Below are 11,934 nucleotides of genomic sequence, written 5' to 3'. Positions count from 1 at the left end.
CACGTCCTGTCCCCCAGGGCGGGTGGGATCCTGAGAGGCGGTACCCGTCCGTGGACGGGTCACGCGCGAGGTCTGCGGCCTCCCCGCCGCCGCGTGCGCACCACCGGGGCGCCCCCGCACCGGCCCGCCACCACGATGAGGAGACCTGCGTGAGCACCCCGCCCGACGACCTGCGCGCGCGGCTGGCCGGGCTCACCCTCGACGACGAGCACCGGCTCGGCCGCCGGCTGGAGGCGCTGCGCCGGACCCGTGACGAGGCCGCGCGCGAGCGGGCGCTCGGGAAGATCGCCGCCGACGTCGCCGCCGCCGAGGAGCGGATCGCCCGCCGCCGCGCCGCCGTCCCCGCGGTCACCTACCCCGAGGCGCTGCCGGTCAGCGCGCGCCGCGACGACATCGCCGCCGCCCTCCGCGCGCACCAGGTGGTCGTCGTCGCCGGCGAGACCGGCTCGGGCAAGACCACCCAGCTGCCCAAGATCGCCCTGGAGCTCGGCCGTGGCGTGCGCGGGCGGATCGGGCACACCCAGCCGCGGCGGATCGCCGCGCGCACGGTGGCCGAGCGCATCGCCGAGGAGCTCGACACCCCCCTCGGCGGGGCGGTGGGCTGGAAGGTCCGGTTCACCGACCAGGTCGGCGACGGCACGCTGGTCAAGCTGATGACCGACGGCGTCCTGCTGGCGGAGATCGCCCGCGACCGGCTGCTGCGCCAGTACGACACCATCATCGTCGACGAGGCGCACGAGCGGAGCCTCACCATCGACTTCCTGCTGGGCTACCTCGCCCAGCTGCTGCCCCGCCGCCCCGACCTCAAGGTCGTCATCACCTCGGCCACCATCGACGTCGACCGGATCGCCAAGCACTTCGCAGGACCCGGCGACGGCGGGCAGGGCTCCGCGGACGGCGCCGACGTGCCCGTCGTCGAGGTCAGTGGCCGCACGTACCCGGTCGAGGTCCGCTACCGCCCCGTGGTGGACCCCGACGACCCGGACGCCGACCCCGACCGCGACCAGGTCACCGCGATCGGCGACGCCGTCGAGGAGCTGGCCGCCGAGGGGCCCGGCGACGTGCTGGTCTTCCTCGCCGGCGAGCGCGAGATCCGCGACACCGCCGACGTCCTCACCGAGCGGTTCCCCGGCGTCGAGGTGCTGCCGCTCTACTCGCGGCTGTCGGCCGCCGACCAGCACCGGGTGTTCCAGCCGCACACCGGACGGCGCGTCGTGCTGGCCACCAACGTGGCCGAGACGTCGCTGACCGTGCCGGGCATCCGCTACGTCGTCGACCCCGGCACCGCCCGCGTCTCCCGGTACAGCGCGCGCACCAAGGTGCAGCGACTGCCCATCGAGCCGATCAGCCAGGCCTCGGCGCGGCAGCGCTCCGGCCGCTGCGGCCGCGTCGCCGAGGGCATCGCGATCCGGCTGTACACCGAGGAGGACTTCGACGGCCGGCCGGAGTACACCGACCCGGAGATCCTGCGCACCAGCCTGGCCTCGGTGCTGCTGCAGATGGCCGCGCTCGACCTCGGTGCGGTCGAGGACTTCCCGTTCGTCGACCCCCCGGACCGGCGTGCCGTCGCCGACGGCCGCGCGCTGCTCGAGGAGCTCGGGGCCTTCGACGACCGCGGCCGGCTCACCGACACCGGGCGTGCGCTGGCCCAGCTCCCGCTCGACCCCCGGCTGGGCCGCATGGTGGTCGAGGCCGACCGGCGCGGTGTGCTGGAGGAGGTGCTGGTGATCGCCGCGGGGCTGACCATCCAGGACCCCCGCGAGCGGCCCGCCGAACACCAGCAGGCCGCCGACCAGGCGCACGCCCGCTTCGCCGACGAGCACTCGGACTTCCTCACCCTGCTCAACCTGTGGCGGTACCTCACCGAGCAGCAGGAGGCGCTGTCGGGCAGCGCGTTCCGCCGCACGATCAAGCGGGAGTTCCTGCACTACCTGCGCATCCGCGAGTGGCAGGACCTGCACGGCCAGCTGCGCGGCACCGCCCGCCGCCTCGGCATGACCCCCGGCTCCCCGGCCGCCGAGCCCGACGAGCGCGGCATCACCACCGCGCTGCTGTCCGGCCTGCTCTCCCAGGTCGGCCTCCAGCTGGAGGACACGAAGAAGCGGGACGGCGACCGGCGGCGTGGTGGCCGGGAGTACCTCGGCGCCCGCGGCGCCCGGTTCGTCATCGCCCCCGGCACGCCGCTGGCCAGGAAGCCGCCGCGCTGGGTGGTGGCCGCCGAGCTGGTGGAGACCAGCCGGCTGTTCGCGCGCACGGTCGCCCGGATCGACCCCGAGGAGGTCGAGCGGCTCGCCGGGCACCTGGTCCAGCGCGAGTACTCCGAGCCCCGGTGGGACGCCAAGCGCGGCTCCGTCGTCGCCACCGAGCGGGTCACCCTGCACGGCATCCCGCTCGTCGTCGGCCGGCGCGTGCAGTACGGCTCGATCGACCCGGTGGTGTCCCGCGAGCTGTTCATCCGGCACGCCCTCGTGCAGGGCGAGTGGACGCACCACCGCTTCTGGGCCGACAACCAGCGGGCCCTGCAGCGGGTGGCCGAGCTGGAGGAGCGGGCCCGCCGCCGCGGCATCCGGGTCGACGACGAGACCGTCTTCGAGCTCTACGACGCCCGCATCCCGGCCGACGTCGTCTCCACCCGGCACTTCGACCGGTGGTGGAAGCAGGCGCGACGGGAGACCCCCGACCTGCTCACCCTCACCCCGGAGGTGCTGACCAACGCGGCCGCTGCGGGGCAGGTGCGCGTCGAGGACTTCCCCGACGAGGTGCCGCTCACCCAAGGGCTGACCCTCCCGCTGTCCTACGCGTTCGCGCCGGGCACGCCGCAGGACGGCGTCACCGTCGACGTCCCGCTGGCCGTCCTCGACACCGTCGCCGAGCGGACGTCGGGGGAGTCGCTGGCCTTCACCGTGCCCGGCCTGCGGGAGGAGCTGGTGACGGCGCTGCTGCGGACGCTGCCCAAGCAGCTGCGGCGCGCGCTGGTGCCGATCCCCGACCGGGTCCGGGAGGTGCTGCCGCGCATCGACCCGGCCGAGCCGCTGCTCCCGGCGCTGGAGCGGGAGCTGCGCCGGTCGGCCGGTGTCGTCGTCCCGCCGGACGCCTGGGCGCCGGCGCAGGTGCCCGACCACCTGCGGGCCACCTTCCGCGTGGTCGACGAGCGCAACCGCACCCTGGCCCAGGGCAAGGAGCTGGCCGCGCTGCGTGCCGCGGTGGCGCCGCAGGCCCGGGCCAGCCTGGCCGCGGCCGCGTCCGACGTCGAGCGCACCGGGCTGACCGCCTGGACGATCGGCGAGCTGCCGCGCACCGTCGAGGTCCGCCGCGGCGGGCACGTGGTCACCGCGTACCCGGCGCTGGTCGACGAGGGCGCGACGGTCGGCGTCCGGGTGGTGTCGACCGAGCTCGAGGCGACCCGGCTGACCTGGCGCGGGGCGCGGCGCCTGCTGGTGCTGGTCGCCGGCTCACCGGCGCGGCAGGTGGTCAAGGGCCTGTCGCCGAGGACCCGGCTCGCGCTGCAGTTCAACCCCGACGGCGAGATCCCCGCGCTGGTCGACGACTGCGTGGACGCCGCCGCCGACGAGCTGCTGGCCGCCGCCGGCGGACCGCCGCGCGACGAGGCCGGCTTCGCCGCGCTGGTGACGACGGCGAAGCACCAGCTGCTGCCGCTGACGCAGGACGCCGTGCGCCGGGTCGAGGCGGTGCTCACCCAGGCCCGCGAGGTCGCCGTCGCCATCGGTGCCGCGCCGGGCCGCCGGGTGCCCGAGGCGGCGATCGCCGACCTGCGCCGACAGATGGGCGGGCTGCTGCACCGCGGCTTCGTGGCCGACGCCGGCCGCCGGCGGCTGCCGGACCTGGTGCGCTACCTGCAGGGGATGGCGCACCGGCTGGAGAAGCTGCCGGTCAACGCCGTCCGCGACGAGCTGTGGACGCAGCAGGTGGCCGCGGTGACCGCCGAGTACGAGCAGCTGCGCCGGCAGGTGCCCTCCACCGGGGCCCCGGACGACCCGGTCACCCGCGTCCGGTGGATGGTCGAGGAGCTGCGGGTCAGCCTGTTCGCGCAGGTCGTCGGCACCCCGCGGCCGGTGTCGGAGCAGCGGGTCTACAAGGCGATCGACGCGCTGACGCCCTGAGGGGAGCCCCGCGGGGCGGTGCCCGGGGTTCAGCCGACGGCGTCCTCGGGGGTGCGGGGTGCGCTCTCGCGCAGCAGGGCGGAGATCCGCTGGCGGGTGACGCCGAACAGCGTGGCGATGCGGTTGATGCTCACCCGCTCCTGCTGGAGGGCCCGGGCCTGGGCGCGCCGCCACGACGACCCGGCGCCGGAGAGGGAGGACAGCACGGTCGAGATCCGCTCGACGACCAGCGGGCGGGCCTCCGCGCTCACGATCTCCAGCCAGGTGTGCCCGGCCCGCCGCTCGGCGAGCAGGCGCTCCGCGCGCTCCCGGGCGTCCTGCAGCTCGACGGCGCAGCGGTCGATCTCGTGGAGCAGCTGCTCGAGCGCCCTGACCGCGGTGTCCTCGCCCACGGCGGCCTCCCCGGGCCCGCTCCCGTCCGCCGCCAGCATCTCCGCACTCGCCTCCACCGGACCCCCTCCGCGCCGCCGGCGCCGACCCACCGGACACCTGCACCCTAGCGCTCGCAATGCCCATTGCATGCAAGGGCTGTGGCATGCAAGGCGACATGCATGCAAGGCGGGTTGCACCGCCTGTGCGGACCTGGAATGGTCGCCTTCTATCCGGTCATGCGCAACCGACTGCCCCTGCGGTCGCTGGGAGACGAGCCTCGTGTCGACACTCACCACCCGCGTCGACCTCCTCCCGACAGCGGGCAGTGTCCCGGCGGCCCGCCACCTGGTGCGCGAGGTGCTGCGGGCGTGGGGAGCTCCCCAGGACGACGGGGACATCGCCCTGTTGGTCACCGAACTGGTCACCAACGTCGTCGACCACGTCGAGGGCGAGAGCGTCCTGTCCCTCGAGCTGGAGTTCTCCGACGGCTGGCTGCGCATCGCCGTGGCCGACGGGTCGGCCGTGCGACCCGTCGTCGGCGAGCTGCGGGGCGACCAGCCGCGGGGCCGCGGCATGCAGATCGTGGCGGCGATCGCCGACCGCTGGGGTGTCGAGGACACCGACGGCGGCAAGCGGGTCTGGTTGGTCATCGGGTCCGGGGCCGACTGACACCAGGGCCGCCGTCCGGGGTCGGCGTTTGGGGCAGGAGTCCGCCGGGGAGGGCTGGGAGGACCCCCACACGCTCGACGGAGGAGACGCGATGAGTGAGCCCACCAGCCACACCGAGGCCGCCGGCGAGGGCCTGAGCGACGAGGAGATGGTCGAGACCGTCGCCGGCCAGACCGACAGCGCCTCGGGCCACGCCTACAAGGCCGGCAAGGACTGGGACGGCGACGCGAGCGAGACGCCCGCGCCGCCGGACGACCCGGCCTGAGGAAGGACCCCCCTGCCCCTCCCGCTCGCGGGCTCGCGCCGGGCGGGAGGGGCAGGGGGGTCCGCGCGTGCGGACCGTTCCCGGGGCCCGGCGCCCAGACCCCACGCCGCTGCCGGCGGCGCCCGTCCGCGCGGGGATGGCGGAGCGGCACGACGTCCGAAATAGTGACCGGAGTCTCCCGCCGTCCCACGGAAGGTCAGCGCATGAGCATCCTCGGTACCCGCGTCGTCCGCACCGAAGACCCGCTGTTCCTCACCCGCGGGGCCACCTACACCGACGACCTGGCCGACGAGCGGCTCGCCGGGGCGCTGCACGCGACCTTCGTGCGGTCCACCGTCGCCCACGGCCGGCTGCTGTCGGTCGACACCTCCGACGCCCGCGAGGCGCCGGGGGTGGTCGCCGTCGTCACCGCCGAGGACCTCGCCGACCTCGTGCCGATCCCGCCGCCCTTCCCGTTCGTCAACGCCGCGATGACCCGGCCCTGGCTGGCCTCGGACCGCGTCCGTTTCGTGGGCGACCCGATCGCCGTCGTCCTCACCGAGGAGCGCTACCAGGGCGAGGACGCCGCCGAGATGGTCGCGGTCGACATCGACCCGCTGCCGGCGGTCGTCGGCACCGCCGCGGCGGCCTCCGACGAGGTGCTGCTCTTCCCCGAGGCGGGCACCAACGTGATGGCCGCCTTCGGCGAGCCCGCGCCGGCGGACTTCTTCGACGGCTGCGAGGTCGTCGTCACCCAGCCGATGGTCAACCAGCGGGTGGCGCCGGTGCCGCTGGAGGGGCGGGCCGCGGCCGCCGCCTGGAGCGAGGACGGCCGGCTCACCGCCTGGTGCACCAACCAGGGCGCCCAGCAGGCCCGCGGGCAGTTCGGCGACTGGCTGGGGATGGACCCCGACCTGATCCACCTGATCACCCCCGACGTCGGCGGCGGCTTCGGCGCCAAGATCGGCGCCGACCCCGAGTACGCCTTCGTCGCGTGGCTGGCCAAGCACGTCGGCCGGCCCGTGCGGTGGGCGGAGAGCCGCTCGGAGAACATGATCGGCATGCTCCACGGCCGGGGCCAGGACCAGGTGGTCACCATCGGCGGACGCCGGGACGGCACGGTCGAGGCGTACAGCATCGTGTTCGACCAGGACTGCGGCGCCTACCCGCGGATCGGCGCGGTGCTGCCCACCCTGACCATGCTCATGGCCCCCGGCGTCTACGGCTTCCCGAAGGTGCACGCCCAGGCCCGCGCCCTGGCCACCACGACGACGCCGATCGGTGCCTACCGCGGCGCCGGACGGCCGGAGGCGACCGCGGCGCTGGAGCGGGCGATCGACCGCTTCGCCGCCGAGATCGGCATGGACCCGGCCGACGTCCGCCGGAAGAACCTCCTGCCGGCGTTCGACGAGCCGCACACCACCCCGATGGGCGCCACCTACGACACCGGCGACTACACCGCCGCCCTGGACAAGGCCCTCGAGGTCGCCGGCTATGCCGACCTGCGGGCCGAGCAGGCCCGGCGCCGGGAGCGCGGGGACGTCCGGCAGCTCGGCATCGGGATGTCGGTGTACGTCGAGATCACCGGCGCCGACAACGGAGCGGGCACCGGCGAGGCCGCCTCCCTGGAGGTGCACCCCGACGGGACGGCGACCGTGCTCACCGGCACCTCCCCGCACGGCCAGGGGCACGCCACGGCCTGGGCGATGATCGCCAGCGACCAGCTCGGCATCCCGGTCGAGAAGATCACCGTCATCCACGGCGACACCGACCTCATCCCGCAGGGCGGCGGCACGATGGGCTCGCGCAGCCTGCAGCAGGGCGGCGCGGCGGTGCACCAGGCGGCCGTCGAGCTCGTCGAGCTGGCCAGGGAACGCGCCGCGGAACGTCTCGAGGTCGCCCCCGGCGACCTCGTGGTCGACCTGGGCATCGCCGGGCTCGCCGTCCGCGGGACGCCGGGGACGGGGGTCAGCTTCGCCGAGCTGGCCGGCGACGAGCCGCTGCTCGTGCAGACCCAGTTCACCGCCGCGGCCCCGACGTTCCCCTTCGGCGCCCACGTGGTGGTCGCCGAGGTCGACGTCGAGTCGGGCAAGGCCGAGGTGAGCCGGCTGGTCGCGGTCGACGACGCCGGCACCATCCTCAACCCACTGCTGGCCGAGGGGCAGCGGCACGGCGGCTACGCCCAGGGCGTGGCGCAGGCGCTGCTGGAGGAGGTCCTCTACGACGAGGACGGCAACCCGACGACGTCGACGCTGGCCGACTACCCGTTCGTCTCGGCCACGGAGCTGCCCAGCTTCGAGCTGGTCGAGATGGCCACGCCGACCCCGATGAACGTCCTGGGCGCGAAGGGCATCGGCGAGGCCGGGACGATCGGCGCCACACCCGCCGTGCAGAACGCGGTCATCGACGCGGTGGCCCACCTCGGCGTCCGGCACATCGACATGCCCACCACCCCGATGCGGGTGTTCCGGGCCATCCAGCAGGTACGGGGGGACAACTGATGCAGGTCTCGATCACCGTCAACGGGCAGCAGCGGACCGACGAGGTCGAGCCCAGGCTGCTGCTGGCGCACTACCTGCGGGAGGTGCGCGGGCTCAAGGCCACCAACATCGGGTGCGACACCACCTCCTGCGGCGCGTGCACGGTCATCGTCGACGGGCTGTCGGTGAAGTCGTGCACCGTGCTGGCGGTCCAGGCCGACGGCGCGCAGGTCACGACGCTCGAGGGCCTGGCCGGACCGGACGGCGAGCTGCACCCCGTGCAGCGGGCCTTCCGCGAGGAGCACGGCCTGCAGTGCGGGTTCTGCACCCCGGGCATGGTCATGGCGGCGGTCGGCCTGCTGGCCGACAACCCCGACCCCACCGACCGCGAGGTCCGCGAGGGGCTGGAGGGCAACCTCTGCCGGTGCACCGGCTACCACAACATCGTCCGGGCGGTGCGGTCCGCCGCCCAGGCCGGCCCGGCCGCCGGCCAGGTGCCGCAGGCGCAGGAGGTGGACGCATGATCCCGTCGCAGTTCGAGTACGTGCGGGTGCGGTCGGTGGACGAGGCCGTGGCCGCGCTCACCGAGCACGGCGAGGACGCCAAGCTGCTCGCCGGCGGGCACTCGCTGCTGCCGATCATGAAGCTGCGGCTGGCCATCCCGACCGTGCTGATCGACATCAGCGGCATCCCCGACCTGTCCTACGTCCGGGTGGAGGGGGACGAGGTCGCCATCGGTGCGGGGACCCGGCACCACGAGCTGGAGAGGGACGCCGTCGCCGCGGCGGCGGTCCCGATCCTGCCGTACGTGGCCGCCCAGGTCGGCGACCCGCAGGTGCGCCACCGCGGCACCCTCGGCGGCACGGTCGCGCACAGCGACCCGGCGTCGGACCTGCCGACGGCGCTGCTCGCCCTCGGCGGCACCATCGTCACGCAGGGCCCGGGCGGGCGCCGCGAGATCCCGATCACCGAGTTCTGGCTGGGCTTCTTCGAGACCGCCCTGCAGCCCGACGAGCTGATCGTCGAGATCCGGGTGCCGCGGACCGGCTCGGTCGGGTGGGCCTACGAGAAGTTCACCCGCCGGGCCAACGACTGGCCGATCGTCTCCGCGGCCGTGGTCGACGGCCGGGTGGCGCTGGCCAACATGGCCGGCTCGGTCGTGCGGGCCACCGCCACCGAGGAGGCCCTGGCCCGCGGCGCCTCCATCGAGGAGGCCGCGGCGCTGGCCGACCAGGGCACCAGCCCGGGCGCGGACATGCACGCCGACCAGGAGTACCGCCGGCACCTGGCCCGGCTGCTCACCCGCCGGGCGCTGGAGAAGGCGTCGGGGGGAGTCGCGGCCGCCGCCTGAACCCGGGACGCTCCCGCCGCGCCGCCTACCGGTGCGGCGGGAGCATCCCGGCGCCGACGGTGGCGTTGGTCGCCTCGTCGACGAGGATGAACCGCCCGGTGACCCGGTTGCGGTTGTAGTCGTCGACGAACAGCGGCTGCGTGGTCCGCAGCTTCACCCGGCCGATGTCGTTGAGGCCCAGCCCGGTGGCCTCGAGGTCGCGGTGCAGCGTGTTGACGTCGAGCCGGTAGGTCAGCTCCTTGACCACCGCCCGCACCGTGCGGGTGGTGTGCTTGACCGCCAGGCGCTGGCGCGGGCGCAGCGGCTCGTCGGCCATCCAGCAGACCAGGGCGTCGAGGTCCTGCGTCGCCTGCGGCACGTTGCCCGGACGGGACAGCAGGTCGCCGCGGGAGACGTCGAGGTCGTCGGTGAGCCGCACGGTGACCGCCATGGGCGCGAACGCCTCCTCGACCGGGCCCCGCGGGCCGTCGATCGCCGCGATCGTCGTCGTCAGGCCGCTGGGCAGCACCTGCACCTCGTCGCCGGGGCGCAGGACGCCGCTGGCCACCGTGCCGGCGTACCCGCGGTAGTCGTGGTGGGCGTCGGACTGCGGCCGGACGACGTACTGCACCGGGAACCGGACGTCGACGAGGTTGCGGTCGCTGGCCACATGCACGTGCTCGAGGTGGTGCAGCAGCGAGGGCCCCTGGTACCACGGCGCCCGGTCGGACCGGGTGACGACGTTGTCGCCGTGCAGCGCGGAGATCGGGACGACGGTCAGGTCGGGGACGTCGAGCTTGGCCGCGAACGCGCTGAACTCGTCGGCGATCGACTCGTAGGTGTCCTGCGACCAGTCGACGAGGTCCATCTTGTTGACCGCGACCACCAGGTGCGGCACCCGCAGCAGCGAGGCGAGGAAGGCGTGCCGGCGGCTCTGCTCGAGCATCCCCTTGCGGGCGTCGACCAGCACGATGGCGAGGTCGGCGGTGGAGGCGCCGGTGACCATGTTGCGCGTGTACTGCACGTGGCCGGGGGTGTCGGCCAGGATGAACGTGCGCCTCGGGGTGCTGAAGTACCGGTAGGCGACGTCGATGGTGATGCCCTGCTCCCGCTCGGCGCGCAGGCCGTCGGTGAGCAGCGCCAGGTCGACGTAGTCGCCCTTGCTGGCCCGCTCGATCGCCTCGTACTGGTCCTCGAACACGGCCTTGCTGTCGTAGAGCAGCCGGCCGATCAGGGTGCTCTTGCCGTCGTCCACCGAGCCGGCGGTCGCGATGCGGAGGATGTCCTTGCGCGCCGTCGCGAGCTCGGCCGCCTGCTCGGCGGCGGGGGAGTGGACGTCGACGACTGGCTCGGCCATGCCCCCCATCGTCCCAGCCGGGAGCGGACGACAGCGTCCGGGGCCGGATCAGGGGACGCTGGTGTGCGCACGGCCACGCTGGCCGGCGGGGAGGGGACGGCGTGGGCGCGTTCGTGTTGTTGGTCCCGGCGCTGCTGGTCGTGGTGGCCGGGTACGCCGTGGCCTACGTCGTCGCCGAGGCCCTGGGGGTCACCGCGCCGGAGGCGGTGGCCTGGCCGGGCGGGCTGCTGCTGCTCGTCGTCACCTGCTGGGCGCTGTGGCGCCGACGCCGCAGGCGAGCCCGTGGCCTCGGCGCAGGGGCCCGCGGGCGAGCGCGGTGAGTGACGGGAACGGCCTCGGTGCAGGAGCCCGCGCCGAGTGTGGTGAGTAGCTGGAACGGCCCTCCTGCAGGGTCCTGCGGTGGGCTCGCGAACCGTGGGGGACAGGAGGGTCCTCTCAGAAGTAGCCCTCCTTCTTCCGGTCCTCCATCGCCGCGTCGCTGACCTTGTCGTCGCCGCGAGTCGCGCCGCGCTCGGTCAGCCGGGTCACCGCGATCTCGGCGATGACCTCCTCGACCGTCCGCGCCCGGGAGCGCACCGCCGCGGTGAGGTTGGCGTCACCGACGGTCCGGTAGCGCACCGTCTCCCGGAAGACGTGCTCGCCGTCCCGGGGGCGGATGAACTCGTTGACCGCGTAGAGCATCCCCTGGCGCTCGACGACCTCCCGCTCCTGGGCGAGGTAGAGCGGCGGGATCGCGATGCCCTCGCGGGCGATGTACTGCCAGATGTCGAGCTCGGTCCAGTTCGACAGCGGGAACACCCGGATCGACTCGCCGAGGTGGATCCGGCCGTTGTAGAGGTCCCAGAGCTCGGGGCGCTGGTTCTTGGGGTCCCACTGGCCGAACTCGTCGCGGAAGGAGAACACCCGCTCCTTGGCCCGCGCCTTGTCCTCGTCGCGCCGGGCGCCGCCGAACAGCGCGGTGAAGCCGTGCTCCTCGACCGCGTCGAGCAGCACCGGGGTCTGGATCCGGTTGCGCGAGCCGTTGGGCTCCTCCTTGACCAGCCCCTGGGCCATGGCGTCGGGCACCGAGGCGACCACCAGCTGCACGCCGAGCTCGGCGACCCGCTTGTCGCGGAACTCCAGCACGTCGGGGAAGTTCAGCCCGGTGTCGACGTGCATCACCGGGAACGGGATGCGCGCCGGGGCGAAGGCCTTGCGGGCCAGCTCCAGCATGACGATGGAGTCCTTGCCGCCGGAGAACAGCAGCACGGGGCGCTCGAGCTCGGCGGCCACCTCGCGGATCACGTGGATGGACTCCGCCTCCAGCGTCTCCAGCTGGGTGAGCCGGTAGTCGGGGGTCGTCACGGCTCCAGTGTCCGCCA

At 74.4% G+C, this 11,934-nt stretch carries 10 protein-coding genes; 7 read left to right on the top strand and 3 right to left on the bottom strand.

The features are described from left to right. Nucleotides 1–149: 149 nt before the first annotated feature. The gene (gene hrpA / locus ACU616_RS05930) at nt 150–4,121 is read left to right on the top strand and encodes an ATP-dependent RNA helicase HrpA (protein ID WP_446757550.1); all 3,972 of its coding nucleotides are present in this window, start codon (nt 150–152) and stop codon (nt 4,119–4,121) included. 29 nt (nt 4,122–4,150) lie between these two features. On the opposite strand, the gene ACU616_RS05925 is transcribed toward hrpA, so the two are convergent. Continuing rightward, nucleotides 4,151–4,513: a hypothetical protein gene (locus tag ACU616_RS05925; protein ID WP_446757549.1), complete on the bottom strand. Its 363-nt coding sequence runs from the start codon at nt 4,511–4,513 to the stop codon at nt 4,151–4,153. Nucleotides 4,514–4,772: 259 nt separating this feature from the next. On the opposite strand from ACU616_RS05925, the gene ACU616_RS05920 reads away from it, so the two are divergent. The 5 genes from ACU616_RS05920 to ACU616_RS05900 all read left to right on the top strand — a co-directional run bounded on the left by ACU616_RS05920 (nt 4,773) and on the right by ACU616_RS05900 (nt 9,237). Next, the gene (locus ACU616_RS05920; RefSeq protein ID WP_446757548.1) at nt 4,773–5,162 is read left to right on the top strand and encodes an ATP-binding protein; all 390 of its coding nucleotides are present in this window, start codon (nt 4,773–4,775) and stop codon (nt 5,160–5,162) included. A 91-nt stretch (nt 5,163–5,253) separates the two neighbouring features. Next, nucleotides 5,254–5,427, top strand: a complete 174-nt coding sequence (locus ACU616_RS05915; protein ID WP_446757547.1) for a hypothetical protein — start codon at nt 5,254–5,256, stop codon at nt 5,425–5,427. Nucleotides 5,428–5,630: 203 nt separating this feature from the next. After that, entirely contained in the window at nt 5,631–7,907 is a 2,277-nt protein-coding gene (locus ACU616_RS05910) for a xanthine dehydrogenase family protein molybdopterin-binding subunit (RefSeq protein ID WP_446757546.1), read from the top strand. Beyond that, nucleotides 7,907–8,410, top strand: coding sequence for a (2Fe-2S)-binding protein (locus ACU616_RS05905; protein ID WP_446757545.1), 504 nt, complete (start codon nt 7,907–7,909; stop codon nt 8,408–8,410). The genes ACU616_RS05910 and ACU616_RS05905 overlap by 1 nt, the downstream gene beginning before the upstream one ends. Beyond that, entirely contained in the window at nt 8,407–9,237 is an 831-nt protein-coding gene (locus ACU616_RS05900; RefSeq protein ID WP_446757544.1) for an FAD binding domain-containing protein, read from the top strand. The genes ACU616_RS05905 and ACU616_RS05900 overlap by 4 nt, the downstream gene beginning before the upstream one ends. Before the next feature lie 25 nt (nt 9,238–9,262). On the opposite strand, the gene ACU616_RS05895 is transcribed toward ACU616_RS05900, so the two are convergent. Then, nucleotides 9,263–10,573: a sulfate adenylyltransferase subunit 1 gene (locus tag ACU616_RS05895; protein ID WP_446757543.1), complete on the bottom strand. Its 1,311-nt coding sequence runs from the start codon at nt 10,571–10,573 to the stop codon at nt 9,263–9,265. Between the two features lie 101 nt (nt 10,574–10,674). Here ACU616_RS05895 and ACU616_RS05890 point away from each other — a divergent pair, with 101 nt between their 5' ends. Continuing rightward, entirely contained in the window at nt 10,675–10,893 is a 219-nt protein-coding gene (locus ACU616_RS05890; protein ID WP_446757542.1) for a hypothetical protein, read from the top strand. A 115-nt stretch (nt 10,894–11,008) separates the two neighbouring features. Here the strand turns inward: ACU616_RS05890 and cysD are convergent, their stop codons facing one another. Continuing rightward, entirely contained in the window at nt 11,009–11,917 is a 909-nt protein-coding gene (gene cysD, locus ACU616_RS05885) for a sulfate adenylyltransferase subunit CysD (RefSeq protein WP_446757541.1), read from the bottom strand. Nucleotides 11,918–11,934 lie beyond the last annotated feature (17 nt).

This window comes from Geodermatophilus sp. URMC 62 (assembly GCF_052931475.1).
Note: the sequence above shows the minus strand (reverse complement) of the source record. Positions and strands in the feature narration are given on the sequence as shown.